The sequence below is a fragment of the Parapedomonas caeni genome (assembly GCF_041060555.1).
Taxonomy (GTDB): Bacteria; Pseudomonadota; Alphaproteobacteria; order Sphingomonadales; family Sphingomonadaceae; genus CAUJIW01.
Map to the genome: position 1 here is coordinate 47,071 of NZ_JBEUDS010000006.1, position 25,638 is coordinate 72,708.

Genomic DNA, 25,638 nt, shown 5'->3' on the forward strand with positions numbered 1-25,638 from the left:
AGCCCCGAGACGCACGGCAACTAGAACTTGTAGTCGAGCTTGATGCCCCAGGTGCGCGGCATGCCGTTGACCCGGACATACGGGCCGTTACCGCCGAGGAACGCCGAGGTGTAGTAGTCCTTGTCGAAGACGTTGCGCATCCACACCGTCGCCGCCCACTTGTCGTCGGCATCGTGGATGCCGATGCGGGCATTGGCGAGGAAGTAGGATTCGGTCGCCTTGTAGGGGTACACCGTGTCCGGCTTGTCATCCATGAACGAGCCGTCGACGCCCACCAGCAGGTTCAGAGTGTCGGTGATCGGCCGGTCATAGGTGGCGGTGCCGTTGAGCTGCCATTTCGGCGAGTTCGACAGCGATTCGCCGGAGGCGTCCTCGTAGTCGATCGTCGGGTAGTCGCTGGTGTCGGAGACAGCCATCCACTTCTTGATCTTGGTGTCGAGATAGGCGGCACCGAAATCGAACGTCAGCTCCTTGGTGGCGCGCCAGCGCATCTCGAGCTCGGCGCCCTTGATCTCCGACTTCGGCACGTTGGTCAGGCCGCCGATGTTGCCGACGAAGGTGACGGCCAGCGACTGCTCCTGCTTGTCCTTGTAGTCGTACCAGAAGGTCGACAGGTTGAGCTGCATGGCGCCATCGAGCAGCGTCGCCTTGATGCCGCCTTCCACCGACAGCAGCTTTTCCGGTCCGTAGGGCTGGAGCTGCTGCGAGGTGTTCGAGTTGGCGCCGTTGAAGCCGCCCGACTTGAAGCCCGAGGAAACGGTGAGGTAGAGCAGCGTGTCCTCGTTGACCTTGTAATCGATGCCCGCCTTCCACATCCACTTGTTGGTGGAAATCTTGTCGGTGAGGCCGGCATAGGTGCCGAAGGTTGGCGAACCCGCGATGTCGTCGTAGGTGCCGCAGCCACCGGCGACGGCGAGGCCCGGGTTGGGCAGGCCGTTGGGCAGGATCATCGCCGGCACGATGATGTTGTTCAGCGCGTTGGCCAGCGTGCCATCGCCGCTGTCATAGGTGCAGCCCGACCACTTGCGGTCTTCCTCGGTGTAGCGGGCGCCCAGCGTCAGCTTCCAGTCGTCGGCGAATTTCCACTCGACGTGGGCGAAGCCCGCCAGCGACTCGGTCTTCTGCTTGTAGCGGGTGTCGAGGGTGTCGATGCCCAGCGCCAGCGAGAAGAAGCTCTCCTGCATGAAGTAGTTATACTCTTCATGCATCTTGTCCCACGAATAATAGGCGCCGACGATCCAGGTCAGCGGGCCATCGTCGCGCGAGGACAGCCGCAGTTCCTGGCTGAACGACTCGATGTCGGTGACATTGATGTTGTTGGAGTCGTTGAGCGCCCAGCCGTCCCAGTCGTTGGCCTCCGTGCGGTCGAACTTGTCGTAGGCGGTGAGCGACGTCAGCGTGACGGTGTCGAAATCCCAGTTCAGGCGCGCGGACACGCCCTTCATGGTGTTGTCGCGCTGCGGCTTGTATTCGCCCGGCGACCAGTCGGCGGCGCGATTATCGCCGGTCGAGTAGGGCGGGGTGCCTTCGCTGGGGCGAGCAGCCGTGCCGAGGCCGATGATGGTGCCGTCATAGGCGGTCGGCGCCACGTTGTCCGACTGGTCCTTCATCCAGTGCGCCTTCACCGACAGGGTGGCGTCCGGCGTGATGTCCCAGTCGACGATGGCGCGCAGTGCCCACACGTCCTTCTCGCCCAGCGTGTCGCCGGGGCGCGACAGGCTCTGCTGCCAGCCCTTGCTCGACTGGGTGCCCTTCACGGCCAGGCGGGCCCGCACGGTGTCGGAAATCGGGCCGCTGACATAGCCTTCGATGTCGAAGGTGCTGAAGCGGGAATATTCGCCCGACACGCCGGCCTCGAACTCGGTGGTCGGCTTGCGGGAGATGAAGTTGATCTGACCGGCGGTGGTGTTGCGGCCGTAGAGGTCGCCCTGCGGGCCTTTCAGCACCTCGACGCGCTCGACGTCGAAGAAGATGCCGCGGGTCATCACGGCGTAGGGGATCGCCACTTCGTCGAAATAGATGCCCACGGTGGACGAGGCGGCGGTCGAGTAGTCGGTGAAGCCGACGCCGCGGATGGTGTACACCGGCACGCCGGTCGAGGCGGTGCTGGTGATGGTGAGGCCCGGGGTCAGCGCCGCCATGTCCTCCATCGAGCGCACGCCGTAATTCTCCAGGCTCTGCGCGGTGAAGGCGTTGATGGTGATGCCGACGTCGTTGATGCTTTCCGACCGCTTCTGCGCGGTGACGACGATTTCCTCCAGGCCCACCGACTCGTCGCCGGCCCCAGGGGCTGCCTGGGCAAACGCCATCGGCGCCGCCAGCGTTGTCATCAGGACGACCAGCGACGAGGCGGTCGCCATCTTGTAGTGATTGCGTAAGCTGCTCTGCTTCATGAAGCCCTCCACTGAACTTTGTTATGCGTCTGTGGCGGTGTTCAGTCAGAACGCCTGCTGGCGCCCTGCCTCCACCCCCTGCCTGTTTGTTTTATCGTTGGCCAGACTAGGGGGGATTGTCAGCGAGCGCCCGACCCGAAGGGAGGGCTGGGCCCATTTTTTTCACCCCAACTTTCGGGTGGGTGGGCGCGTCGCGGGCGGCTATCGCGGGGTCGCGCGGTCAGATCAGGCCGCGATCCTTCACCAGAATCACGGCTTCCGTGCGGTTCTTCACGCCCAGCTTGTCGAAAATATTCTTGATGTGCCACTTGATGGTATTTTCCGCGACATTGAGTTCATGCCCGATGGCGCGGTTGGAGCGGCCGATGGCCAGCAGGCGCAGCACGTCGACCTCGCGCGGGCTGAGATCGTGGTGTCCATCGCCGACAGGTTGTGCCGGCGCGGCGGGCGTCGGGAGCGCGGCGGGTGCCGGTGTCGGCGTTTCCGCCGCGGCCGACAGCAGGTGACGCAAATGCACCTGCGCCTCGGCGGTCAGGCCACCGCCATGCAGCGGATCGCGTTGAAGGTGCTGGAGAACGCTCTCCAATGCCGGTTCGTTGAGCAAGGTGCGGATGGCGCCGTCGCGGCTGGCCAGTCGCACGGCGTCGGCCATGTGCACCATCGCCCGATCGGTTTCGCCCGCCTGCCATTCCGCGCCGGCCATGATGGCCGCCACTTCCATCTGGCGTTGCAGGTGATTGGCGCGCGCGGCGATATCGGCCAGCTTGTCGGCGATGGCGCGGGCGCGGCCGATGTCGCCGGTGAAGGCGGCCAGACGCAGGCGGATGAGGTCGCGCCGGAAGGCGATGCGATCGAACGCGCGATCGCGGCTGTCCATTTCATCGCCCGCCGTGATGCCCAGCCACTCGGCGCGCCGCTCGGCGATATCCAGGCGGTCGCGCAACAGCGCGAAGCGGATGCGATGATATTCCAGCCGCAACGACAGCCGGTCCGAAACATCGTTGTCGCTGTCGCTGGCAGCCTCCACCAGGCGTGATTCCACCCGCGCGTCGTCGCCGCGGTGAAAAGCGATCCAGGCCGCCGTCTCGAAGCCGATGGCGGCGCAGTCCGGGTGGCCACAGTCCGTGAGCAGGGGCAGATAGGCCTCCAGCAGCGCGTCGGCCTCGTCGATGCGGTTCCAGCGATAGAGGATCGAGGCTCGCAATGCCGCCGGTGCCGCCGACGAGGTGGTGCGCCGTTGCTCGCGCGCCAGCGTGTCGCGCTCGATGCGCTCCAGCAGGTCGTAGGCACGGCGGCTGTTGCCGGCGGCGATCTCGATCAGTGCCATGAAGGCGGTGGCGTAAACGGCGCCAAAATAGCTGGAGCACGCTTCGTGATGGGCGCGGGCGCGTCGCAGTGCCGCCTTGGCTTCCTCGTTGCGGCCGAGCATGTGAGCGGCGTAGCCGTGGATGTTGGCGACGGTGCCGAGGTTGAACTCCCGCAGATGCCTGGCGGTGGAGAGCAGGCGATGGGTGATGTCGTAGGCCCGCTGCTGCTGGTCGCAGATCAGCGCGACACCGGCACGCAGGATGTCGAGGGCCTCGGTGAGCTCGCCCACTTCGGCCGGGTCGCTGAGAAAGCCGGTGGCGACGTGCGTTTCCAGAATGGTCTCGGCGCGCTCCAGCGCGGCGGTCGCCTCGCGCGGCTGACGCATGTGGAACAAGGCCCAGCCCTGATAGATGGGCAGGCGGGGCCTGCGCACCGCGACGGAGGAGGGGATGCGCTGGGTCCATTGCGCCAGTTCCGGCATCCGTCCGGCGAACATCAGCTGGGTGGCGTGGCGTTCGATGATGGCGGCCGCGGCATCGAAATCCTCTCCCAGCAGTGCGTAGTGCAGGGCCTCCTCGGCGCGGTCGCTGGCGGCGAACCAGTCGCTGGCGCGCCGGTAGAGTTCTCGGCGCGCATCGGGCCAGCGGCGGTCGAGTTGGGCCAGCAGGAAATCGCGGAACATGTGATGGTAGCGATACCACTGGCCGTTGAGATCGAGCGAAACCAGGAACAGGTTCAGACTCTCCACGTGCCGCAGCATCGCCTGGGCGTCGGTCATGCCGGTGATATGCTCGCACGCGCCGGCGCACAGGCGCTCAAGCACGGCGGTTTTCAGCAGGAATATCTGCAGCTCGTCGTTTTGCCGGGCGAGCACGTCGGAGGCGAGATAGTCGGCGACATCCCGCATGTCGCCCTTGAACGAGGCCAGCACGCGGCTGTGATCGTCGCTGCCCTCCAGCGCCAGCGCCGCCAGCTGCAGGCCGGCGATCCACCCTTCCGTCTGGTTGAACAGCAGCTCCATCTGTGCGTCATCCAGCTGTACGCCGCGCAGCTGGGTCAGGAAGGACGAGGCTTCCTGCTGGTCGAACTGGAGGTCGTCGATTCCGATGTGTGCCATCTCGCCGCGCAGCTTGAGCCGCGGCAGCGGCAGTTCGGGAAGCGTGCGGCCGGCAACCACCAGGCGCAGCGTCGGGGGTGCCAGTACCATCAGCGCCTGCAACAGGTCGCGTGCAGCCGTACTGTCGGCCAGGTGATAGTCGTCGAAGAAGCAGACCAGTGACGGACTGGTTGCCGCGAGGTCCAGGCACAACTGCTGCATGACCTCGATCAGACGGATATCGGTGACCGTGGTGAGCAGGTTGTCGACCTTCTCGCTGACGAACACGCCCCGGCTGCGCAACGATTCGCACAAGGCCCGCAGCAGGTTGCGGGGCTCGCGATCGCGCTCGTCCAGCGATAGCCAGGCGGTGGCCTGTCCGCTGCCGCGCAGGATGGCCTCGGCCTGGGCGAGTACCGTTGTCTTGCCGTAACCGGCGGGTGCGGTGACGATCATCATCCGCGGCGTCTGGGGCGCGGTCAGGCGCGCGATCAGGCGTGAGCGCTCGACGAGCTGGCCGATGCTGACGGGCGGGAAGAACTTGGTTGCCAGCCAGCCGTCGGTGACTGTCGCGAGCGGAATCGCCGGCGTGCTCGCGCGCGGGGAATCGCGCCGGGAGTCCTGGCCGCTGTCGCGGGCGGGCGGGAGGTCCATCTTCAACGCCGTCTCGCTCTTTCCGTTCCGGTTTTTTCTCGTGCGCGCGGCCGGCGCGCCGCAGTCGTGTCGTCGCCGTCCGGCGCCGGGTTCAGGCTGCCAGATGCGCATGGATATGCAAGCCCGTTGATCGGGAAATGCCGTCGCTGGCACCCCGGCGCAAGGGCTCGGCACGTCTGGACAAGACGCCGGGGCGGCGGCGTGAGCATAGTGACGACATCAGGGTCGCGGCGATGGTGATGCGTCGCCGGCCCCGGCCTCGCGATGCCAGTTTGGCGAGGAAATTATCCGTGGGAGTGTCGACGGTGACGCAGCAGCAATCGAACCATCAACCCTCGGCGGCCGTGGCGGCCTTTCTGCGTCGCCCCAAGCAGTTGTGGATCGACGGCACCTGGGTGGACTCGGTGTCGGGCCGCGCCATCGAGGTTTATGATCCAGCCACCGGCAGGCAGATCGACAGCGTGCAGGCGGGCGTCGCCGCCGATGTCGATCGCGCGGTGGCGGCTGCTTCGGCCGCCTTCGAGAGCGCGGCCTGGCGCGGTCTGCGCCCGGCCGACCGCGAGGCGCTGCTGTGGCGGCTGTCCGATCTGGTGGCCCGCGACGCCGACATTCTCGCCGAGCTGGAATCGCTCGACAACGGCAAGCCGGTGGGCTTGGCCCGCATGGTCGACGTCAACGGCGCGGTCGAATATCTGCGCTACATGGCCGGCTGGGCGACCAAGATCCATGGCCGTGTCATCCACCCGTCGTTCGCCGGTTTGCCGGGGGCGGAAATCACCGTCAACGCGGTGCGCGATCCGGTCGGCGTCGTCGGTCAGATCGTGCCGTGGAATTTCCCGCTGCTGATGGCGGTGTGGAAGCTGGCGCCGGCGCTGGCGGCCGGCTGCACCTGCGTGCTGAAGCCCGCCGAGCAGACCTCGCTGACCGCGCTCTATCTTGCCGAACTGGTGGCCGAGGCGGGCTTTCCCGCCGGCGTGGTCAACGTCGTCACGGGTCTGGGCCACGAAGCGGGCGCGGCGCTGGTCGCCCACCCGGACGTGGCGAAAATCGCCTTCACCGGCTCCACCGAGGTCGGCAAGATCATCGGGCGCGGCTGCATGGACACCATGAAGCGGGTGTCGCTGGAGCTGGGCGGCAAATCGCCGGTCATCGTGTGCGCCGACGCCGATCTCGACAAGGCGATTCCCGGCGCCGCCATGGCGATCTTCTTCAATGCCGGTCAGGTCTGCACCGCCGGCTCGCGGCTCTACGTCGACGCCAAAATCTACGAGCCGTTCATGGCCGGCATCGCGGCGTTCGCCAGCGGCATCAAGGTCGGCCCCGGCTGGGCGCCGGACACCCAGATGGGGCCGCTGGTCTCCGCCGAGCAGCAGGCGCGTGTGCTGAGCTACATCGAGATCGGCAAGGCCGAAGGTGGCGAGCTGCTGGTGGGCGGCGAGGCCCAGGGCGACGAGGGCTATTTCGTCAAGCCGACCATTCTCGCCAACGTCAATCCGGCGATGCGGGTGGTGCGCGAGGAAATTTTCGGCCCCGTGGTTGTCGCGCAGAAGTTCGCGACCATCGACGAGGCGGTGAAGCTCGCCAACACCAGCGACTATGGTCTGGGGGCGTCGGTGTGGAGCGAGGGTCTGTCGACCGCGCACCGCATCGCATCGCGCTTGCAGGCCGGCTCGGTTTGGGTCAATTGTCATAACGCGATCGACCCGGCGGTGCCGTTTGGCGGTTTCAAGCAGTCCGGGCTCGGGCGTGAACATGGCGAGGAGGCGATCAACCTCCACACCGAACCCAAGAGCATCTGGTACGCGGTCTGAGGGGGATGAAGGCAATGCGCGCGAGTTTGTTGGCTGTCGCTATCGCGATGCTTGGACTGGGGACGATGCCCGTTCTCGCCGAGGATTTGCAGCCGGAGGACTTCACGGTTCGATCCTTGCCGGCGCCGGGGCCGCACTGGTTCTGGGCCAATGACATTTCGTTCACCCGGATGAACGACGGCCGGGCCTATCTGTTCGATGGCGATACCGGCCAGATGCTGGGGCAGATCAGCGCCGGCTTCGGTCACGCGCTGCTGCAGACCTCGCCGTCCGGGCACGAGATCTATGTGCCGGAGACCTATTATTCCCGTGGCTCGCGCGGCGAGCGCACCGACGTGCTGAGCATTTACGATGGCGTCAACCTGGCGCCGGTGGGCGAGGTGATTCTCCCCAACAAGCGTTATGGCGGCCTGTCGCTGGAGGCGCAGATGCCGCTGTCCGACGACGGCAAGTTCGCGCTGCTTTATTTCTTCACGCCGGCCCAGTCGGTGGGCGTGGTCGATCTGACGACCCGCAAGTTCGTCGGCGAGATCGAGACGCCCGGTTGTGCGCTGGTGTTTCCGTTTGCGCCCCGGCGCTTCGCCATGCTGTGTGCCGACAACGCGCTGCTGGTGGCGGAACTCGATGACGCCGGTGCCGGCAAGGTGGTTGGGCGCACCGAGCCGCTGTTCACCGAGGCGGATCCGGTGGTCGACAAGGCGGTGCGGCGCGGTGGCCTGTGGTACTTCTTCAGCATGGACGGCAAGGTCCATGAAGTGGAGATGGCGCCCAAGCCCAAGTCGCGCAAAGCTGGCGCGCCGCTGCCCAGGGTGGTCAACCAGTGGTCGCTGACCACCGCCGAGGAGGCGAAGGCCGGCTGGCGCTCCGGTGGCTTCCAGCCCTATGCCGTGCACGAGGCCGGCAACCGGCTGTACGTGCTGATGCTTCAGGGCACCCGTGATAATCGCAAGGATCCGGCGGGCGAGGTCTGGGTCTATGATCTTGCCAAGCGCCAGAAAGTGCAGACCATCAAACTCACCGAACCCACCATCACGCTGGCGGTGAGCCAGGATGCCAGGGCGCAGGTCTTCACCGGCCCCGGCGTCAGCACCAACGCCCATGTCTATGACGCGGCGACCGGCGCCCATGTGCATGCGATCCCGGATGTCGGTCCGTACATCACCTTGATCCAGCCGGTGACGGTGCGCGCCCCGGAGCAGGCGAAGCCGTGATGGTCGATCCCGCGCTTGACCTGGCGTTGAAGCTGTTCCTGGCGGGGTTGTTCCTCGCCGCGGGTGCGGCCAAGCTGGCGCGTCCCGCCCGCTTCCGTCAGGCGCTGGCCGACTATCGCCTGCTGCCATCGCCACTGCTGTGGCCGGCGGCGCTGGGGCTGGGCCTGGTCGAGGTCGCTGCGGCCGGCGCGCTGTTTGCCTCACCCGTCGTGGCCGGGGTCGGGGCGCTGGCGCTGGCCGGGCTGTGCCTGCTGTACGCCGCCGGTATCGGCGTCAATCTCGCGCGTGGCCGGACCCGTATCGACTGCGGCTGCCTCGGCAGCGCCGGCGAGGGCATCGGCGTGTCGCTGGTGGTGCGCAACCTGCTGCTGGCGCTTGTGGCACTGGCGCTGCTTGCCGGTCCCGGCGATCGGCCGCTGGTGTGGCTCGACGGGCTGACCATCCTGGGTGTCATCGTCGCCGCTGCCTTTGTCTACGCCATCATGGCCCAGCTGGCCCATACGCCGCATGGTGCGGCCCCGGAGAATGCCTGATGCAGACCGCGCTCATCATTGCCGTGATCGTCCAGTGGGTGGCCATCGTCGGTCTGGCGGCGCTGCTGCTGGCGGTGCTGCGCCAGATCGGCGTCATCCACCAGCGCCTGGCGCCGATGGGGGCGCTGGCGCTGCCGGGCGGACCGGCGGTCGGCACCGTGGCACCCGGTTTTGAGCTGCCCTCGCTTTCCGGCTCGCTGGTCAAGGTCGGCGGCCGGTCGGCGCGTGACACGCTGCTGTTTTTCCTGTCGCCCACCTGTCCGGTCTGCAAGGAGTTGCTGCCGGCGCTCAAGTCGTTCGCCCGCGATGAGGGGCGCCAGCTTGATGTGGTTCTGGCCAGCGATGGCGACGCCGCCGAGCAGCGGCGCATGGTGCGTGACAATGGCCTGGAAGCAATGCCGCTGGTGCTGTCGACCGAACTCGGTCAGGCCTACGCGGTCGGCAAGCTGCCCTATGCCGTCATCATCACCGCCGATGGCAAGCTGGCGGCCAAGGGGCTGGTCAATTCGCGTGAACATCTCGAAAGTCTGGTCGAGGCTCGCAGTCGCGGCGTCGCGACCCTGCAGGATTATCTGGCCGGCACGCGTGCCGCCGCCGAGTAAAGGGGGAACGTCCTCATGTGGTTTGATCGTCTGACCGAAAAGGCCGCCCGGCGGCTCGCACACACCACCTCGCGCCGTCATGTGCTGGGCAAGCTCGGCACGCTGGCGCTGGGAACGGCGGCGGTGCCGCTGCTGCCGATCGCCCGCGGCCAGGCCTCCGGCGCGCCGCAGGCCGGTGGTGATCCGCGCAATCCGCAGGACTGCGCCTACTGGCGTTACTGCGCCATCGACGGCTTCCTCTGCACCTGCTGCGGCGGCACCATCAACAGCTGCCCGCCGGGCACCGAACCGTCGGTGCTGACCTGGGTCGGCACCTGCCAGAACCCCGACGATGGCAAGCATTACATCGTTTCCTACAACGACTGCTGCGGCAAGGGCGGTTGCGGCCGCTGTACCTGCATGCGCAATGAAGGCGACATGCCGGTCAATCGGCCCGGCCAGGCCAACGATATCAACTGGTGCCTTGGCTCTACCCACAACACCTACCATTGCACCGTGTCGGTGCTCATGGGCGCGGCGGAGAATGGCTGACAGGCGCCGGCATGTCGGCGCCCGGCTGCTGCCGGGGGTGGTGCTGACGGTGCTTGCCCTGTCGGCACCGCCGGCTGTTGCTGTCGATGCGGCGGGGCCGCGGGGCAACTACATGCTCCAGTGCATGGGCTGCCATCTGCTCGATGGCTCCGGCATGGCCGGCAAGGTGCCCGACATGCGCGGCATTATCGGCAAGTTCCAGTATGTCGAGGGTGGGCGGGAATTCCTCGGCCGCGTGCCGGGCGTCGCCCAGGCGCCGATCGACGACGCCAAGCTGACCGACGTGCTCAACTGGACGGTCAGGAATTTCGCCGATCCCGCCGACCGTGCCCGGTTCAAGCCGTACACGGTGGACGAGGTGGCGCGGCTGCGCCGGCAGCCGTTGACCGACATCACCAATACACGCGCGCGCCTGGTGGAGAAGCTGCCCGCCGGGCAGTGAGGGAGGCGGGCCCGCCGACGGGGTGGCCGAATGGCGTCAGCGCCGGGCGGCCAGTGCCTGCTGGCGATAGTCCGACGGCGTCTGCCCGACCTTCTTGCGGAAGGAGCGGGAAAAATGGGCGGCGTCGTTGAAACCCAGCGAGAAGGCGATTTCCAGAATCGAGGCGCGGGCACAGCTCTCGTCGGCCAGTACCTGCATGGCGCGGGCGAGCCGGCGCTCCCACAGCCAGGCGGTCGGCGTCGTCTCGGCATCCTCGAACAGCCGGTAGAGCTGGCGGCGCGACACGTTGAAGGCACTGGCGATGCTGTCGGGAGTCAGGTTGGCATCCCCCAGCCGGGCGTCGATCCACGCCTTGATGCGGGTGAGTGTCGGCCGGTTGACGCCAGCCAGCGAACCCCCGCCGCCATCGGCGAGCAGGCGGGTGAGCAGGTGGAACAGCGATTCCAGGCCCACCCGGCGCTCGTCGTCGCTCAGCGTGTCGCCCAGGGCGCTGAACTGGCTTAAGGTCGCCGAGAACAGTGCGCCCAAGCCCCGCGAGCCGTCGATGCGCCGGCCGCAAGCCAGTTCGGGCAGGCCGGTCAGTTCGCGCACCAGCGCGTGCGGCATGTGCACTGATCGCTGGCGCATGGAGGAGCCATAACGGAACTCCGAGGCGCGGCGGGAGTCAATGATGGTGCAATCGTTGGGCAGCAGATGGGCTTCCGATCCCTCCTGCGCCATGGCGGCCTCGCCCTCGATCTGCTGGATCAGGAAATAGCAGTCATGCTGGGCATCGGTGAGCTGTGGCCGGCGCTTCATCACCCTGGCCCAGCCCAGTTCGATGTCGGCGATGTCCAGCGCGTCGAGGCGGCGGGCGGCGATGGCGCCGTGGAAGCGCTCGGCGTCGGCGACTCCGGTATCGAAGCGCCCGCAGATGCTGGTCACATCCGCCTGCCACCGGTCCAGCCGTTCATGCAGGGACGCGCGCGCGTTCATGCTCCCCGTCCGTCTCCCTGATCTTTTTATACCTCAACTATGGAGCCGGCCCGACGCCACGGCAACCGGGAAAATCCGGCGCGGGCGGGCGACGCAATCAGCCGCGTTCGGCCTGCACCGTGCCCAGGCACAGCTGGAACAGCTGGTTCTGGGTGGAAATGCCAAGTTTTTCATAGGCCCGACGACGGTAGGTGGTGACCGAGGACGGCGCGATGTCGAGGTCGAGCCCGATGCCGACAGTCGAGTAGCCGAGCAGGATGCGCTCGCAGATGTCGCGCTCGCGCCGGGTCAGGCGGTCGAACGGCGGCAGCTGGCGGCCGATCACCGAGTGAATCAGGCTGGGCGCGGTGGCAGGCGATGCATCCGGCGCGCCGGCCTCGCGCCACAGGCGGTAATGGGTGCCGATCAGCGCCGTCGCCACCGGCAGGATGGCTTCCAGCCGCTGCCAGTCGGCATCGGAATAGGGGCCGGATTCGCGCATCCGGTAGAAGTTGCAATAGACCCGCGCGTCGCCGGCCCGGCCGATGGTCGAGGCCTTGTCGACGAGCCCGGTGCGGTCGAAGAAGTGGTCGCGATAGTCGGCCGGCGCGTCCATGTGCGGCACCAGCCGGATCGGTGCGTCGTCGTGCCGGGCATCGTCCGCCAGGATGCGCGCCCGGTTGGGGTCGGCGCCGTGGAAGCGTTCGACATAGTCGCGCGCCAGCGACTCGGCGTGTTCCGGCGGCATTTTCGACTGGGTGAACAGGTGGCCCGGCCCGTCGCCCGGCGCGAAGGTGAAGACGACACAGTGGTCCACCGGCACGATGGCGTTGAGGCTGCGGGTCAGTGCCGCCTGAAAGGCCGGCGTGCCCAGCGCCTCGATGGCGCTGGCGAGCGCCGGCAGCCAGCCGGCCAGCAGGGTGTCGTCAGGCGCGGGAGCGGCGGACGCCAGGGGCGCGGGGGGAAGGGGGGATGTGCCGGACATTGCGGCGCTATCATAGCAAGCTTGGGGGTCGTTGCCAGTCGCCGGCGGACCGGCCAGGCGCCGCATTGCCCGCCCGGCAGCGGGCTGTCGTTGCTTGTCCCCTCCGGTGTGGACGGCGCGCGGGCGAAAACCGTGGCATGGTAGGCTCACGATTACTGTGGAACCAAGATGGCCCGCAGGGCCACGCACCATACAGGGAGGATGCGATGAGCAAGGCATTTGCCTCGGCCGGCGACCTTGAGGACAAGGTGGTCAGCTTCACCCAGCTCGCACCGGGCTGCTACGCCTACACCGCCGAGGGCGACCCCAACTCCGGCATCATCATCGGCGAGGACGGGGTGATGGTGATCGACACCCAGGCGACGCCGGAAATGGCCGCCGACGTTCTGGCCCGCGTCCGCGCGATCACCGACAAGCCGGTGAAATACGTGGTGCTCTCCCACTATCATGCGGTGCGCGTGCTCGGCGCCTCGGCCTATGAGCCGCAGGCGATCATCGCTAGCCGCGACACCTACGATCTCATCGTCGAGCGCGGCGCCGCCGACATGGCCTCGGAAATCGGCCGCTTCCCGCGGCTGTTCCGCGGCGTCGACTCCATTCCCGGCCTGACCTGGCCGACCATCGTGTTCGAGAACAAGCTCACCGTGCAGCTGGGCGGCCTGGAGGTCGAGATCCTCCAGGTCGGGCGCGGCCACACCAAGGGCGACACCGTCGTCTGGGTGCCGGCGCACAAGGTGATGTACGCCGGCGACCTGGTGGAATATGGCGCCACCCCCTACACCGGCGACGCGCATCTGGAGGACTGGCCGGGCACGCTCGACAATCTGGCGACCTTCGGCGCGGAAAAGCTGGTGCCGGGGCGCGGTGACGCGCTCACCAACGCCGCCCAGGTGGCTGACGCCATCGCCGGGACGCGGGCGTTCGTCAGCGACCTGTTCCAGTCGGTGAAGGCGGCGAAGGATGCCGGCAAGAGCCTCAACGACACCTATCGCACCGTCTATGCCGAACTGAAGCAGAAGTACGGCAACTGGGTGATCTTCGACCACTGCATGCCGTTCGACGTCACCCGCGCCTACGACGAGGCCGGCGGCCTGTCCCACCCGCGCATCTGGACCGACGAGCGCGACCAGGCGATGTGGAAGGAACTGGAGGGATGAAACAGCTCAATCCGAGCCACGTCCGCCCGAGCTTCCCGTTCGCGCGGGCGCCGGAGCAGGATGGAGCCCCCAACCACCACCCGGTGGTGATCGTCGGTGGCGGCATGGTCGGCCAGACCATCGCGCTCGACCTCATCCGCAAGGGCGTGCCGGTGGTGGTGCTGGAGCAGGGCGAGACCGTCTCCATCGGCTCGCGCTCGCTGTGCCAGGCCAAGCGCACACTGGAGATCTGGGACCGGCTGGGCGCCGCCGAGTGGATGGTCGACAAGGGCGTGCAGTGGAACATCGGCAAGGTGTTCCACCGCGACGGCCTGCTCTACGAGTTCAACCTGCTGCCCGAGGACGGCCACCAGATGCCGGCCTTCGTCAATCTCCAGCAGTACCACATGGAAGAGCATCTGCTGGAGAAGCTGGCGGCCGCCGGCGGCGCGGTGCGCTGGCGCCATCGCTGCGTCGGCATCGAGAACCGGCCGGACGGCGCGACCGTGCAGGTGGAGACGCCGGAGGGCGCCTACACCCTGACCTGCGACTGGCTGATCGCCTGTGATGGCGCGAAAAGCGGCATCCGCCGCCAGCTCGGCCTCGATTTCGACGGCAAGGTGTTCGAGGACAAGTTCCTCATCACCGACGTGCGGATGACCGCGCCGTTTCCCGCCGAGCGCTGGTTCTGGTTCGAGCCGCCGTTTCACCCCGGCCAGACGGCGCTGCTGCACCGCCAGGCCGACGATATCTGGCGCATCGACCTGCAACTGGGCTGGGACGCCGACTCCGAGGCCGAAAAGGCGCCGGAGCGGGTGGTGCCGCGCATCCAGGCGCTGCTCGGCCACGACAATTTCGAGCTGGAATGGATCAGCGTCTACGTCTTCCAGTGCCGGACGCTGTCGCGCTACGTCCACGACCGGGTGATTTTCGCCGGCGACGCCGCGCATCAGGTGTCGCCGTTCGGTGCGCGCGGCGGCAACGCCGGCGTGCAGGACGCCGACAATCTGTGCTGGAAGCTGAAGCTGGTGCTCGACGGCCGGGCGCCGGCGAGCCTGCTGGAGAGCTACAACGACGAGCGCCTCTACGCCGCGCACGAGAATATTCTCAACTCCACCCGCGCCACCGACTTCATGACGCCGAAGTCCGAGGCCAGCCGGCGGATGCGCGACACCGTGCTGGCGATGGCCGCCGACTGGCCGTTCGCCCGCGCCATGGTCAATTCCGGCCGCCTGTCGGTGCCGGCGCATCTGGTCGACTCCGTCCTCAACACGCCGGACGCCGACAGCTTCGCCGCCGTGGTGGCGCCGGGCTCGCCGGCCAGCGACGCGCCGATCGCCAGGGCCGGCGCCGACGACTGGTTCCTGCACGCCATCGGTGACCGGTTCGCGGTGCTCACCACTGCGGCGGACGCACCGGCGACGCTCGACATCGAGGGCGAGGCGGTGCCGGTGCTGACGGTCGGGCGCGATCTGGTCGACACCCAGGGGCTGCTGGCCCGCCGCTACGACCTGAAACCCGGCACCACCTACCTGTTCCGGCCCGACCAGCACGTTGCGGCGCGCTGGCGTGCCTTCGACCCCGCCGCCATTGGCGCCGCGATGACGCGGGCCATGGGGAAGGCGGGCGGCCAGTCCAAGACCGAGGGAGCGGCCCATGCTGCTTGAACGCGACAATCGTCTGGAGCAGCCGGACAGCTTCTATGCCGGCCTCATCGCCGCCCATGACGGGCTCAGCCTCGAACAGTCGGCGGACCTCAATTTCCGCCTGCTGCTGATTCTTGCCAACCAGATCGGCCGCCACGATGTGCTGCAGGCGGCGATCGCGGCCGCCCGCGAGGGCGTCACCGCCTGAGCGGTCGTGGCGGTGTGAAGGGGGAGGCGGCGTTATGGCTTCCCCCGCCGCCGCCCCGGCCATTGCTCCGGATTGCCTCCGCCCTTAAGCTGGTGTCGATTTTCCGGGGAGATATTGCCATGACCGCACCCGCATCTTCGGCCGCCGCGCCGGCGTCGCTCCACAATGATCCGCTGGTGCTGACCCACATCGAGGGCGGGGTGGCGACGGTGACGCTCAACCGGGGCGACCGCTTCAATCCGCTGTCGGTGGAGATGATCGCCGCGCTCGATACGGCGCTGGCCGCCGTCGCCGACAACCCGGCGGTGCGGGTGGTGGTGCTGGCGGCGGCCGGCAAGGCCTTCTGCGCCGGCCATGACCTCGGCGAGATGGTGGCGACGCCCGACCACGGCTTCTACACCCGGCTGTTCAACGCCTGCTCCTCGACGATGATGCGGCTGCACCGGATGCCCCAGCCGGTGATCGCCCGCGTCCAGGGCACGGCGACCGCCGCCGGCTGCCAGCTGGTCGCCATGTGCGACCTTGCCATCGCCGCCGACACCGCGCGCTTCGCCGTCTCCGGCATCAGCTTCGGCCTGTTCTGCTCGACGCCGGGCGTCGCCCTGTCGCGCAACGTGCCGCGCAAGACGGCGCTGGAGATGCTGCTCACCGGCGACTTCATCAGCGCCCGGCGGGCCGCCGAACTGGGGCTGGTCAACGCCGCCGTGCCGCCGGAACAGCTCGACGAGGCGGTGGCGGGGCTGGTGGCGCGCATCCTCGCCAAGCCGGCGGTGTCGGTGGCGCGCGGCAAGCGGCTGTTCTATGCCCAGGCCGAGCAGGGCATCGAGGCCGCCTACACGCTGGCCGAGCAGGTGATGGCCGACAACATGATGGACGCCGCCGCCCAGGAGGGCTTCCGCGCCTTCGTCGAGAAGCGCAAGCCGGTGTGGCCGGCCTGAGCCGGTCGGCCCCGGCGGATTAGCGCCGGGCGGGGTTGGTTGATGTAATGGCTAGTCTGTTTCACCTAGGCTGAACCATCGAGGCGCGTAATCGCTTTTAAACGCCCATACAGAGGAATTTGACGATTCCGCACCCCGGGTATCCGGGTGGCCCGAAATCGCGTCCAGCGCGCCCCTGCGTGGCGCTGGGGGCATGGTGCTGCCAGAGCTTGCCGGCGATCTCGTCATGGCCGGGTCGGATGTATTCGCGCACCTCGCCCGTCGTGGCCGGGCTTGACCCGGCCATCCACGCGAACACCGCATGGGGCGCGGGGGCTCCGGGCGGTGCCGCCTCACCGGCGAGGGCATCGCGGCGGAACCGCCGTCCGTGGATGCCCGGGACAGGCCCGGGCATGACGTGATGGCGGAAGGGAGGCCGCGCGATTCCGTTAAGGCGCCGCCATGGCTCGGCCCGGCCACCTCTCCGCCGTCATGGCCGGGTCGGATGTATTCGCCCACCTCTTCCGTCATGGCCGGGCTTGACGGTTTAGGGAACGGGTAGGCAATGGGGCGCACCGCCGGGGTGCCGCTATGGCCTGGCCCTGCCACCTCTCCACCGTCATGGCCGGGCTTGACCCGGCCATCCACGCGAACACTGCCGGTGCCGGCATGGGCACGACGCCCGCCTACCATGCCAGCTCGTCATAGAGGTCACGCCAGTCCGGGTTGTGCGCCAGGATCAGTCGCACCTTCCAGGCCCGGGGCCAGTGCTTGATGTTGTGTTCCCGCTGGATCGCGGTCTCGATGCGCTCATGCGGCTCGACGTAGACCAGGTGGGTGAGGCCATGGCGGCGGGTGAAGCCATCGAGCGCGCCGGTGCGGTGCTCCCAGGCGCGCCGGGCGAGGTCGCTGGTCACGCCCGTATAGAGCGTGCCGTTGGGCCGGTTCGTCATGATATAGACCCATCCCCCCATGCACCGGATGGTGCCGGACGTGGATGCCCGGGACAAGCCCGGGGATGACGTCATGGGGGGGGGGAGGGCGCCTCACCGGCGAGGGCATCGCGGCGGAACCGCCGTCCGTGGATGCCCGGGACAGGCCCGGGCATGACGTGATGGCGGAAGGGAGGCCGCGCGATTCCGTTAAGGCGCCGCCATGGCTCGGCCCGGCCACCTCTCCGCCGTCATGGCCGGGCCGGATGTATTCGCGCACCTCGCCCGTCATGGCCGGGCCTGACCCGGCCATCCACGCGAACACCGTCGGCGTCCGCTACCGCGCCAGGTCGAGGCCGGGCAGGCCGCGTATGAACAGGTCAACCACCAGATTGGCAAACTGGGCCGGCGTGGTCGGCCCGGCGGTGTCGAACCAGGTGTAGGTCCAGTTGATCGCGCCCATGAACATCATGGCGATCGGCTTGCGCAGCGCCTCGTGGTCGGCGATGTCCGGCCGCAGTTCCACCAGCAGCCCGAGGATGATGTCGATGATCTGGCGCTGGCGGCGGATCACCGGCGCGCGTTGCTCGTCCGGTAGTGACGCGATCTCGTTGAGCAGCACCACATGCTTGGCGGTGGCGGTGACGTAGAGGCTCATCAGGGCTTCAGCCAGCCGGCGCAGCCGGGTCTCCGGGTCGCCGTCGCTGGCGGCCACCCGCTCGGCGGTCTCCAGCAGCAAGGTGGTGTGGTCGGACAGGATGGCGTCGAGGATCGCCTCCTTCGACTGGTAATAATGGTACAGCGCCGACTTCGAGGTGCCGCAGGCCACCGCCAAATCGGCGATCGAGGCGCGGTGGAAGCCCATCTCGGCGAACAGTTCGGCGGCGCGGTCGACGATGGCCTGACGCCGGTCGTCATAATCGGGGGCTTGGGTACGGGCCATGCGGGCGGGACTGTCCAACTGTTACCGGGCGATGTCGGTCTTATGGACCGGCCGCCGCCGCCTTGGCAACCTGAACGCGCGGGTCCGGGTGGGGGCCGGGTGGGGGAACGCCGGTTCAGGCGGCGTTGGGGAATTTCGCGACCTGGATGTCGCCCTCGCGGGCGCGGGCCTGAGCCAGATCATAGGTCGTCTGCATCCGCAGCAGCGTGTCCGCCTTGATGCCGAAGGCCTTCTCGAACCGGATCGCCATGTCGGCGGACAGGCCGGCATGGCCGTTGAGCAGGGTGCTCAGCGCCTGCCGGGACACGCCGAGATGGCTGGCCAGCGCCGTCACGCTCACACCGGCGGGCTCGACGATCTCGGTGCGCAGCCAGTCGCCGACAGGGACGGCCAGCGACGGGTGCATCCTAAGCGCCATGATAGTCCTCCAGATCCATGTCGATCAGCGCGCCGTCACCATCAGGGCAACCGGGTCGCAAAAATCTTCAGGCTCGGCGGATCACCTTCTTGCTGTCCTTGCAGATCGAGCAGACCCCGGTTTCTTGGATAAAGTCGCTGGTGGTAGCCAGCGCACCAGTGATCTGCGCGGGGTGAGCCGTATCATTCGCCCATCCAAGGCCCTGAGCTATGCATTTGTTGCAGACAGCCCTTGGCCTAAGCTTAGTGATGAAGTCGTTGACCTCCTGCGGACGTGACATGATGCCTCCTGCGTTCTGTTAAGCATACAGGTGCGATGTCCGGATTACGATAGACTCGTCCTCCAAAATTCGAACCGAAGACTGTCGATTCGCGAAGGTCCGAATACCCGTCTGGTCCCGTCAGGCGTCGAAGTTGAGCACCACCTTGCCCGACTTGGGGAAGGACTGGCAGGTCAGCACATAGCCGGCGGCGACTTCCTCCTCCTCCAGGTTGTAGTTCACCGCCATGTCGACCTCGCCTTCCATCACCTTGGCGCGGCAGGTGCAGCAGACGCCGCCCTTGCAGGCGAACGGCACGTTGAGGCCGGCGTCCAGCGCGGCGTCGAGGATCGGCTTGCTGCCGTCATGCTCGAAGCTGACCGGCTGCTGGTCGATGATGATGGTGATGCGCGCGGCGGTGCTGTCGGCGGGCGCGCGCGTCGGCGTGCCCGTCGGCTGGCCGGCGGCGGTGAAGCGCTCGTGGCGGATGGCGCGCTTGTCGACGCCGGCGGCGAGCAGGCAGGCCTCCACCGTGTCGATCATCTCGCCGGGGCCGCACAGGAAGGCGGCGTGGATCGCCTGCGGGTCGACCATGTGCTTGAGGATGATCTGGCACTTCTCGGCGTCGATGCGGCCGTTGAGCAGCGGAATGTCGGCCTCGCCCTGGCTCAGCACGTGCAGCACTTCCAGCCGCTCCATGTAGCGGTTCTTCAGTTCCGCCAGCTGCTCGTCGAACAGCACGCGGCCGGGCATCCGGTTGCCATAGACCAGCAGGAAGCGGCTGCGGGGCTCGGCGGCGAGCACGGTTTTCAGGATCGACATCACCGGCGTGATGCCGCTGCCGGCGGCGAAGGCGACATACTGGCGCGCGGCCGATGGGTCGAGCTCGGTGTAGAAGTGGCCGGCCGGCGGCATCACCTCGACCACGTCGCCGGCTTTCAGCGCGTCGTTGGCGAAGCTGGAAAACAGGCCGCCGGGAATTTTCTTCACCGCCACCTGCAGGCTCTGTTCCTCGACGCCGGCGCAGATGGAGTAGGAGCGGCGCACGTCCTGGCCGTCGATGTCGCGCTTGAGCGTCAGGTGCTGGCCCTGGCGGTAGGCATAGAGCGGGGCAAGGTCGGCGGGCACCTCGAAGCGGATGGAGACAGCCTCCGGCGTCTCGCGCTTCACCTCGGCGACTTTAAGGGCATGAAACTGGCGCATCGGTCTGGCACACTCTCGTTAGAGGCATTTGAAGTGGTCGAACGGTTCGAGGCAGTCCGTGCAGCGCCACAGCGCCTTGCACGGGGTGGAGCCGAACTCGCTGACCCGCTTGGTGTTTGGGGAGTCGCAGCGCGGGCAGCGGATCGGGCCGCTGTTGGCCGCGCGCGGCTTGGGGGGCGCGATACCATAGGCCTTGAGCTTGGCGCGCCCCTCCTCGCTGATCCAGTCCGTCGTCCACGGCGGGACGATGGACTGGCGGACGGTGGCGCCGGGGAAGCCGGCCTCCGCCAGCTTCTCGCGGATCAGCGTGCCGATGATCTCGGTGGCCGGGCAGCCGGTATAGGTCGGGCTGATGGTCACCGTCACCGGCGGGCCTGCCTCGACCGCGCGCACGATGCCGAGATCGACCACCGACAGCACCGGCACTTCCGGGTCGGCGACCTCGGCAAGCGCCGCCCAGATGGCGTCAGTATCGGCGGTGGCGCTATTGGTCACGGCATCGTCCTCGGCATCGTCCTCGGGCAGGCTTACCACTCGGCGTTGGGGTAGGCGCGCTGCATGAACTGCATCTCGGACAGGATATGCCCCAGATGCTCGCTGTGATGCCCGACCCGGCTGCCGACCACCGGCCGGTGCGGCGCCGGCACCGCGATGCCAGCCTCACCCAGCGTGGCGGTGACAGCGGCCAGCCAGCCGGCCTTGAGTGCAGTGGCGTCCGGCGCGATGCCGGCGGCGGTCAGGCGTTCCTCGACGGCGTCGGGCAGGAACATCTCGTCGGTGAAGCGCCAGAGATTGTCGATGGCGGCGGCCATGCGGCGGTGGCTCTCCTCGGTGCCATCGCCCAGGCGCACCACCCAGTCGGCGGCGAAGCGCACATGGTAGGCGATTTCCGGCAGCGCCTTGGTGGCGATGGCCGCCAGCCGCGCGTCGGCGGACTGGCTCAGCGCCTGGAACTGCAGCTGCTGGAAGGCGGAGAAGAAGAACTGCCGGGCGATGGTCTGCGCCCAGTCGCCATTGGGCTGCTCGACCAGCAGCAGGCAGCGGAAATCGAGCGCGTCGCGCAGAAAGGCGAGCTGGTCCTCGTCGCGGCCGGCGCCCTCGATCTCGCCGGCCAGTGCCAGCAGCAGGCGCGCCTGGCCGATGAGGTCGAGCGACAGGTTGGTGATCGCCATGTCGAGCTCAAGCTCGGGCGAATGGCCGCACCATTCGGACAGGCGCTGGCCAAGGATGAGGGCGGAATCGCCGAGCCGCGTCGCGTACTCGAAGAGATCCTGTTGCTGGCTGGTCATGGTGTGGCCGCTCACATGTTCTTCACGTTGGCCGGCACCGTGTAGAAGGTCGGGTGCCGATAGATCTTGTCCTTGGCCGGCTCGAACAGGCTGTCGGCGGTCTCGGGGTCGGAAGCGACGACGGCGCTCGACGGCAGCACCCAGATGCTCACGCCTTCCTGGCGGCGGGTATAGACATCACGGGCGTGTTCGATCGCCATGGCGCCGTCGGCGGCGTGCACCGAGCCGACATGCTTGTGCGACAGGCCGTTCTTCGACCGGATGAACACTTCCCAGAGGGGCCATTCCTTGTTCATTGCTGTCATTCCTTGACTGTCGGCGGCGCGCTCGGCGCCGGCCGTCGTGCAGTAACGTTGGGGTGCGGGCCGTCGCTCAGGCGGCCTTGACGGCCGCCCGCTCGGCGACCTTCTGCTCGTGCGCGATCGCCGCCTCGCGGACCCACGCGCCGTCGTCCCATGCCTTGCGACGGGCGGCCATGCGGTCCCTGGCGACCTGGCCTTCACCGCGCACCACCGCGTAGAATTCCTCCCAGTCGATGGCGCCGAAGTCGTAGTGGCCGCGTTCCTCGTTCCACTTGAGGTCGGCGTCGGGCACGGTCAGCCCGATGGCTTCCGCCTGCGGCACCGTGACGTCGACGAACTTCTGGCGCAGCTCGTCGTTGGTCATGCGCTTGATGCGCCAGCGGATCGACTGCGCCGAGTTGGGCGAATTGTCATCGGCGGGGCCGAACATCATCAGCGACGGCCACCACCAGCGGTTCATCGCGTCCTGGGCCATGCGGCGCTGGGCGGCGTTGCCGTTCATCAGCACCGTCATGATCTCGAAGCCCTGGCGCTGGTGGAAGCTCTCCTCCTTGCACACCCGCACCATGGCGCGGGCATAGGGGCCATAGGAGGTCCGCTGCAGCGGGATCTGGTTCATGATCGCCGCGCCATCGACCAGCCAGCCGATGGCGCCGATGTCGGCCCAGGTCAGCGTCGGGTAGTTGAAGATGGTCGAGTATTTCGCCCGGCCGCTCAGCAGCGCGTCGACCATCTCGTCGCGCGAGATGCCCAGCGTCTCGGCAGCGGAATAGAGGTAGAGGCCGTGGCCACCCTCGTCCTGTACCTTGGCGAGCAGGATCAGCTTGCGGCGCAGCGTCGGCGCGCGGGTGATCCAGTTGCCCTCCGGCAGCATGCCGACCACTTCCGAGTGGGCATGCTGGGAAATCTGGCGAATCAGCGTCTTGCGATAGGCCTGGGGCATCCAGTCCTTGGCCTCGATATAGTCGTCGGCGGCGACGCGGGCCTCGAAGGCGGCGACCTTGTCGGCGTCCTCCGGCTGGGCGGCCTCTTCGGCCTGCTTTTTCCCGAATTCGAGATTGGTCGTGTACACGCTGCTCTCCTTCACCTGCCCGGCGCCGCCTCCATCGCGGGAGGGGTCGCCTCGATTGCCCTTATGTGACCGGGCGGGTCCAGTTTATAATAACCCGAACGATCGGTCAATTATTGCCGATCACTGGTTGCGATAATCATAAACCCGCTTGGCCTTGCCCTGGCTGCGCTCGACGGCGCCCGGCGCCGCCACCTCGATCCTGGCCGAGATGCCGATCTGGTCCTTGATGCGCTTGCCCAGATGCTTCGCCGAGCCGGCGATGGCGTCCTCGGCGGCGCCCGGCGCGCTCTCCACCACCACGGTCAGGCTGTCCATGCGGCCGTCGCGGCGGATTTCCAGCCGGTAATGCGGCGCCAGCGGCGCTTCGGTGAGGATCAGTTCCTCGACCTGGGTCGGGAACACGTTGACGCCGCGGATGATCATCATGTCGTCGCTGCGGCCGCGGATGCGGTCGAACCGGCGCATCGAGCGCGAGGTGCCCGGCAGCAGGCGGGTGAGGTCGCGGGTGCGATAGCGGATGACCGGCATCGCCTCCTTGGTCAGCGAGGTGAACACCAGCTCGCCGAACTCGCCGTCCGGCACCACCTCGCCGGTCTCGGGGTTGATGATCTCGGGGTAGAAATGGTCCTCCCAGATGGTCGGGCCGTCCTTGCTCTCGACGCACTCCTGGGCGACGCCCGGGCCCATCACCTCCGACAGGCCGTAGATGTCGACGGCGTCGATGCCGAAGGTCTGTTCGATTTCCCGGCGCATCTCGTCGGTCCACGGCTCGGCGCCGTGGATGCCGATGCGCAGCGAGCAGTCGCGCGGGTCCAGCCCCTCGCGGCGGAACTCGTCGGCGATCGCCAGCATGTAGGAGGGCGTCACCATGATGATGCCGGGCTTGAAGTCCTGGATCAGCTGTACCTGGCGTTCGGTGGCGCCGCCCGACATCGGGATGACGGTGCAGCCCAGCCGCTCGGCGCCGTAGTGGGCGCCCAAGCCGCCGGTGAACAGGCCATAGCCATAGGCCACATGTACCAGATCGCCGGGGCGGCCGCCGGCGGCGTTGATCGAGCGGGCGACCAGCGTCGACCAGGTCTCGATATCCCGCCTGGTGTAGCCCACCACCGTCGGCTTGCCGGTGGTGCCGCTGGAGGCATGGATGCGCGCCACCTGGTCGCGCGGCACCGCGAACAGCCCGAACGGGTAATTGTCGCGCAGGTCGAGCTTGGAGGTGAAGGGGAACTTGGCGAGATCATCGAGCGACTTCAGGTCGTCGGGATGCACGCCCCTGGCGTCGAAGGCGGCGCGGGTGTGGGCGACATTGTCGTAGGCGTGGCGCAGCGTCCATTTCAGCCGCTGCAATTGCAGCGCCGAGATTTCATCACGGCTGGCGACCTCGATCGGTTCGAAAGCGTGGCTAGTCCCCATGGTCTCATCTTCCCCGTCAGGCACGCCGGTGGCGTGCGGTACTATCCTCGGGCGCGTTGACGCGCCTGTTCCTCCGGCCGCGCGCGGCCCGTTGCCGTGTGTCGCGGGGCGGCCCGGTGAGCCGCCCCGTCTGTTTGTCCCGCGTCGTGGCGACGCGATTTTTTTTACGCGTGTCAGACGCGTTCGATCACCGTGGCGATGCCCTGGCCGACGCCGATGCACATGGTGGCCAGCGCGTAGCGGCCGCCGGTGCGGTGCAGCTCCTCGGTCGCCGAGATCAGGATGCGCGCGCCCGACATGCCCAGCGGATGGCCGAGCGCGATGGCGCCGCCGTTGCGGTTGACGCGCGCGTCATCGTCGGCGACGCCGAGCTGGCGCAGCACCGCCAGCGCCTGGGCGGCGAACGCCTCATTGAGTTCGATGACGTCGATCTGGTCCAGCGTCAGGCCGGCCAGCGCCAGCGCCTTGTGCGTCGCCGGCACCGGGCCGATGCCCATGATGCGCGGCGCGACACCGGCGACCGCGCCGGCGACGACGCGGGCCCGCGGCGTCAGGCCGTGTGCCCTGGCGCCGGCTTCCGAGGCGATCAGCATGGCGGCGGCACCGTCATTGACGCCGGAGGCGTTGCCGGCGGTGACGCTGCCGCCGGCGCGGAACGGCGTCGGCAGCTTGGCCAGCGACTCAACGGTGGTGCCGGCGCGCGGGTGTTCGTCCTTGTCGACCACGGTCACCTCGCCCTTGCGGCCGGGGATGTGCACCGGGGTGATCTCGACGGCCAGCCGGCCATTGGTCTGGGCGGCGACCGCCTTGTCCTGCGAACGCACGGCGAAGGCGTCCTGGTCGGCGCGGCTGATGTTGAAGTCGGCGGCGAGGTTTTCCGCCGTCTCGGGCATCGAATCGATGCCGTACTGCTTCTCCAGCACCTTGTTGACGAAGCGCCAGCCGATGGTGGTGTCGTAAATCTCGGCCTTGCGCGAGAAGGGGCTGTCGGCCTTGGGCATCACGAACGGCGCCCGGCTCATGCTCTCGACACCGCCGGCGATGGTGAGTTGGGCCTCGCCCGAGCGCACCATGCGCGCGGCATAGAGCGCGGCGTCCATGCCGGAGCCGCACAGGCGGTTCAAGGTGGTGCCCGGCACGTCGATCGGCAGGCCGGCGATCAGCGATGCCATGCGGGCGACGTTGCGGTTGTCCTCGCCGGCCTGGTTGGCGCAGCCGAAGGCAACGTCGTCGACGCGGCTCCAGTCGACGCCGGCGTTGCGGGCCATCAGTGCCTTGAGCGGCACGGCGCCCAGATCGTCGGCGCGGACGCCCGCCAGCACGCCACCATAGCGGCCGATGGCTGTGCGGATACCGTCGCAGATGAAAGCCTGGGTCATG

At 67.8% G+C, this 25,638-nt stretch carries 25 protein-coding genes; 10 read left to right on the plus strand and 15 right to left on the minus strand.

The features are described from left to right. Positions 1 to 20: 20 nt before the first annotated feature. Together ABU113_RS06045 and ABU113_RS06050 are read right to left on the minus strand one after the other, a co-directional pair. Entirely contained in the window at positions 21 to 2,393 is a 2,373-nt protein-coding gene (locus ABU113_RS06045) for a TonB-dependent receptor (RefSeq protein WP_454558598.1), read from the minus strand. Between the two features lie 220 nt (positions 2,394 to 2,613). Then, positions 2,614 to 5,451 carry a LuxR C-terminal-related transcriptional regulator gene (locus ABU113_RS06050; RefSeq protein ID WP_454558690.1) on the minus strand — a complete coding sequence of 946 codons (2,838 nt, stop codon included), beginning with the start codon at positions 5,449 to 5,451 and terminating at the stop codon, positions 2,614 to 2,616. Positions 5,452 to 5,756: 305 nt separating this feature from the next. On the opposite strand from ABU113_RS06050, the gene ABU113_RS06055 reads away from it, so the two are divergent. From ABU113_RS06055 to ABU113_RS06080, 6 genes are all read left to right on the plus strand, one after another. Further along, entirely contained in the window at positions 5,757 to 7,262 is a 1,506-nt protein-coding gene (locus tag ABU113_RS06055; RefSeq protein ID WP_454558599.1) for an aldehyde dehydrogenase family protein, read from the plus strand. Between the two features lie 65 nt (positions 7,263 to 7,327). Then, positions 7,328 to 8,473: an amine dehydrogenase large subunit gene (locus ABU113_RS06060; RefSeq protein WP_454558600.1), complete on the plus strand. Its 1,146-nt coding sequence runs from the start codon at positions 7,328 to 7,330 to the stop codon at positions 8,471 to 8,473. Beyond that, positions 8,473 to 9,006, plus strand: a complete 534-nt coding sequence (locus ABU113_RS06065) for a MauE/DoxX family redox-associated membrane protein (RefSeq protein ID WP_454558601.1) — start codon at positions 8,473 to 8,475, stop codon at positions 9,004 to 9,006. The genes ABU113_RS06060 and ABU113_RS06065 overlap by 1 nt, the downstream gene beginning before the upstream one ends. Next, positions 9,006 to 9,608: a methylamine dehydrogenase accessory protein MauD gene (gene mauD / locus ABU113_RS06070; RefSeq protein ID WP_454558602.1), complete on the plus strand. Its 603-nt coding sequence runs from the start codon at positions 9,006 to 9,008 to the stop codon at positions 9,606 to 9,608. The genes ABU113_RS06065 and mauD overlap by 1 nt, the downstream gene beginning before the upstream one ends. 15 nt (positions 9,609 to 9,623) lie before the next feature. Continuing rightward, positions 9,624 to 10,139, plus strand: coding sequence for a methylamine dehydrogenase light chain (locus tag ABU113_RS06075; RefSeq protein WP_454558603.1), 516 nt, complete (start codon positions 9,624 to 9,626; stop codon positions 10,137 to 10,139). Continuing rightward, positions 10,132 to 10,581: a cytochrome C gene (locus ABU113_RS06080; RefSeq protein WP_454558604.1), complete on the plus strand. Its 450-nt coding sequence runs from the start codon at positions 10,132 to 10,134 to the stop codon at positions 10,579 to 10,581. The genes ABU113_RS06075 and ABU113_RS06080 overlap by 8 nt, the downstream gene beginning before the upstream one ends. A gap of 36 nt (positions 10,582 to 10,617) precedes the next feature. On the opposite strand, the gene feaR is transcribed toward ABU113_RS06080, so the two are convergent. Both feaR and ABU113_RS06090 read right to left on the minus strand, forming a co-directional pair. Then, positions 10,618 to 11,556: a transcriptional regulator FeaR gene (feaR, locus tag ABU113_RS06085; protein WP_454558605.1), complete on the minus strand. Its 939-nt coding sequence runs from the start codon at positions 11,554 to 11,556 to the stop codon at positions 10,618 to 10,620. A 97-nt stretch (positions 11,557 to 11,653) separates the two neighbouring features. Continuing rightward, positions 11,654 to 12,520, minus strand: coding sequence for a helix-turn-helix transcriptional regulator (locus ABU113_RS06090; RefSeq protein ID WP_454558606.1), 867 nt, complete (start codon positions 12,518 to 12,520; stop codon positions 11,654 to 11,656). A 206-nt stretch (positions 12,521 to 12,726) separates the two neighbouring features. On the opposite strand from ABU113_RS06090, the gene ABU113_RS06095 reads away from it, so the two are divergent. From ABU113_RS06095 to ABU113_RS06110, 4 genes are all read left to right on the plus strand, one after another. Next, a complete protein-coding gene (locus tag ABU113_RS06095) occupies positions 12,727 to 13,677 on the plus strand; it encodes an MBL fold metallo-hydrolase (RefSeq protein WP_454558607.1) in 951 nt (316 codons plus the stop codon). After that, on the plus strand, positions 13,674 to 15,323 hold the full coding sequence (locus ABU113_RS06100; RefSeq protein ID WP_454558608.1) for an FAD-dependent oxidoreductase: 1,650 nt from the start codon (positions 13,674 to 13,676) through the stop codon (positions 15,321 to 15,323). The genes ABU113_RS06095 and ABU113_RS06100 overlap by 4 nt, the downstream gene beginning before the upstream one ends. Beyond that, on the plus strand, positions 15,313 to 15,510 hold the full coding sequence (locus ABU113_RS06105; RefSeq protein ID WP_454558609.1) for a DUF2783 domain-containing protein: 198 nt from the start codon (positions 15,313 to 15,315) through the stop codon (positions 15,508 to 15,510). Before ABU113_RS06100 ends, ABU113_RS06105 begins: the two co-directional genes overlap by 11 nt. A gap of 119 nt (positions 15,511 to 15,629) precedes the next feature. Next, positions 15,630 to 16,448, plus strand: coding sequence for an enoyl-CoA hydratase (locus ABU113_RS06110; protein ID WP_454558610.1), 819 nt, complete (start codon positions 15,630 to 15,632; stop codon positions 16,446 to 16,448). 665 nt (positions 16,449 to 17,113) lie between these two features. Here ABU113_RS06110 and ABU113_RS06115 read toward each other — a convergent pair. From ABU113_RS06115 to pcaF, 11 genes are all read right to left on the minus strand, one after another. Then, positions 17,114 to 17,455 (minus strand): GIY-YIG nuclease family protein, encoded by a 342-nt coding sequence (locus ABU113_RS06115; RefSeq protein ID WP_454558611.1) that lies wholly within the window; start codon positions 17,453 to 17,455, stop codon positions 17,114 to 17,116. Positions 17,456 to 17,696: 241 nt separating this feature from the next. Further along, the gene (locus tag ABU113_RS06120) at positions 17,697 to 18,302 is read right to left on the minus strand and encodes a TetR family transcriptional regulator (protein ID WP_454558612.1); all 606 of its coding nucleotides are present in this window, start codon (positions 18,300 to 18,302) and stop codon (positions 17,697 to 17,699) included. 115 nt (positions 18,303 to 18,417) lie between these two features. Then, positions 18,418 to 18,720 (minus strand): HigA family addiction module antitoxin, encoded by a 303-nt coding sequence (locus ABU113_RS06125; protein ID WP_454558613.1) that lies wholly within the window; start codon positions 18,718 to 18,720, stop codon positions 18,418 to 18,420. A gap of 67 nt (positions 18,721 to 18,787) precedes the next feature. After that, entirely contained in the window at positions 18,788 to 19,000 is a 213-nt protein-coding gene (locus ABU113_RS06130; RefSeq protein WP_454558614.1) for a hypothetical protein, read from the minus strand. A gap of 120 nt (positions 19,001 to 19,120) precedes the next feature. Further along, positions 19,121 to 20,182, minus strand: coding sequence for a 1,2-phenylacetyl-CoA epoxidase subunit PaaE (gene paaE / locus ABU113_RS06135; protein ID WP_454558615.1), 1,062 nt, complete (start codon positions 20,180 to 20,182; stop codon positions 19,121 to 19,123). 18 nt (positions 20,183 to 20,200) lie between these two features. Then, on the minus strand, positions 20,201 to 20,716 hold the full coding sequence (gene paaD / locus ABU113_RS06140) for a 1,2-phenylacetyl-CoA epoxidase subunit PaaD (RefSeq protein WP_454558616.1): 516 nt from the start codon (positions 20,714 to 20,716) through the stop codon (positions 20,201 to 20,203). Next, complete coding sequence (gene paaC / locus ABU113_RS06145; protein ID WP_454558617.1) at positions 20,710 to 21,471, minus strand: 1,2-phenylacetyl-CoA epoxidase subunit PaaC; 762 nt, start codon at positions 21,469 to 21,471, stop codon at positions 20,710 to 20,712. Before paaC ends, paaD begins: the two co-directional genes overlap by 7 nt. Positions 21,472 to 21,482: 11 nt before the next feature. Next, positions 21,483 to 21,767 (minus strand): 1,2-phenylacetyl-CoA epoxidase subunit PaaB, encoded by a 285-nt coding sequence (gene paaB, locus ABU113_RS06150; RefSeq protein WP_454558618.1) that lies wholly within the window; start codon positions 21,765 to 21,767, stop codon positions 21,483 to 21,485. A 76-nt stretch (positions 21,768 to 21,843) separates the two neighbouring features. Beyond that, positions 21,844 to 22,845 (minus strand): 1,2-phenylacetyl-CoA epoxidase subunit PaaA, encoded by a 1,002-nt coding sequence (paaA, locus tag ABU113_RS06155; RefSeq protein WP_454558619.1) that lies wholly within the window; start codon positions 22,843 to 22,845, stop codon positions 21,844 to 21,846. Between the two features lie 120 nt (positions 22,846 to 22,965). Beyond that, positions 22,966 to 24,258: a phenylacetate--CoA ligase PaaK gene (gene paaK, locus ABU113_RS06160; protein WP_454558620.1), complete on the minus strand. Its 1,293-nt coding sequence runs from the start codon at positions 24,256 to 24,258 to the stop codon at positions 22,966 to 22,968. A 173-nt stretch (positions 24,259 to 24,431) separates the two neighbouring features. Next, positions 24,432 to 25,637: a 3-oxoadipyl-CoA thiolase gene (pcaF, locus tag ABU113_RS06165; protein WP_454558621.1), complete on the minus strand. Its 1,206-nt coding sequence runs from the start codon at positions 25,635 to 25,637 to the stop codon at positions 24,432 to 24,434. Position 25,638: the final 1 nt, after the last annotated feature.

Excerpts from the sequence above, each read along its gene's own strand:
- ABU113_RS06105 (WP_454558609.1), top strand. The coding sequence starts at position 15,313 with ATGCTGCTTGAACGCGACAATCGTCTGGAGCAGCCGGACAGCTTCTAT.
- feaR (WP_454558605.1), bottom strand. The coding sequence starts at position 11,556 with ATGAACGCGCGCGCGTCCCTGCATGAACGGCTGGACCGGTGGCAGGCG.
- ABU113_RS06110 (WP_454558610.1), top strand. The coding sequence starts at position 15,630 with ATGACCGCACCCGCATCTTCGGCCGCCGCGCCGGCGTCGCTCCACAAT.
- ABU113_RS06060 (WP_454558600.1), top strand. The coding sequence starts at position 7,328 with ATGCCCGTTCTCGCCGAGGATTTGCAGCCGGAGGACTTCACGGTTCGA.
- ABU113_RS06095 (WP_454558607.1), top strand. The coding sequence starts at position 12,727 with ATGAGCAAGGCATTTGCCTCGGCCGGCGACCTTGAGGACAAGGTGGTC.
- ABU113_RS06115 (WP_454558611.1), bottom strand. The coding sequence starts at position 17,455 with ATGACGTCATCCCCGGGCTTGTCCCGGGCATCCACGTCCGGCACCATC.
- ABU113_RS06100 (WP_454558608.1), top strand. The coding sequence starts at position 13,674 with ATGAAACAGCTCAATCCGAGCCACGTCCGCCCGAGCTTCCCGTTCGCG.
- paaB (WP_454558618.1), bottom strand. The coding sequence starts at position 21,767 with ATGAACAAGGAATGGCCCCTCTGGGAAGTGTTCATCCGGTCGAAGAAC.
- ABU113_RS06080 (WP_454558604.1), top strand. The coding sequence starts at position 10,132 with ATGGCTGACAGGCGCCGGCATGTCGGCGCCCGGCTGCTGCCGGGGGTG.
- paaK (WP_454558620.1), bottom strand. The coding sequence starts at position 24,258 with ATGGGGACTAGCCACGCTTTCGAACCGATCGAGGTCGCCAGCCGTGAT.
- ABU113_RS06065 (WP_454558601.1), top strand. The coding sequence starts at position 8,473 with ATGGTCGATCCCGCGCTTGACCTGGCGTTGAAGCTGTTCCTGGCGGGG.
- ABU113_RS06045 (WP_454558598.1), bottom strand. The coding sequence starts at position 2,393 with ATGAAGCAGAGCAGCTTACGCAATCACTACAAGATGGCGACCGCCTCG.
- ABU113_RS06125 (WP_454558613.1), bottom strand. The coding sequence starts at position 18,720 with ATGGCGCTTAGGATGCACCCGTCGCTGGCCGTCCCTGTCGGCGACTGG.
- ABU113_RS06090 (WP_454558606.1), bottom strand. The coding sequence starts at position 12,520 with ATGTCCGGCACATCCCCCCTTCCCCCCGCGCCCCTGGCGTCCGCCGCT.
- paaC (WP_454558617.1), bottom strand. The coding sequence starts at position 21,471 with ATGACCAGCCAGCAACAGGATCTCTTCGAGTACGCGACGCGGCTCGGC.
- paaE (WP_454558615.1), bottom strand. The coding sequence starts at position 20,182 with ATGCGCCAGTTTCATGCCCTTAAAGTCGCCGAGGTGAAGCGCGAGACG.
- ABU113_RS06120 (WP_454558612.1), bottom strand. The coding sequence starts at position 18,302 with ATGGCCCGTACCCAAGCCCCCGATTATGACGACCGGCGTCAGGCCATC.
- mauD (WP_454558602.1), top strand. The coding sequence starts at position 9,006 with ATGCAGACCGCGCTCATCATTGCCGTGATCGTCCAGTGGGTGGCCATC.
- ABU113_RS06075 (WP_454558603.1), top strand. The coding sequence starts at position 9,624 with ATGTGGTTTGATCGTCTGACCGAAAAGGCCGCCCGGCGGCTCGCACAC.
- ABU113_RS06050 (WP_454558690.1), bottom strand. The coding sequence starts at position 5,451 with ATGGACCTCCCGCCCGCCCGCGACAGCGGCCAGGACTCCCGGCGCGAT.
- ABU113_RS06130 (WP_454558614.1), bottom strand. The coding sequence starts at position 19,000 with ATGTCACGTCCGCAGGAGGTCAACGACTTCATCACTAAGCTTAGGCCA.
- pcaF (WP_454558621.1), bottom strand. The coding sequence starts at position 25,637 with ATGACCCAGGCTTTCATCTGCGACGGTATCCGCACAGCCATCGGCCGC.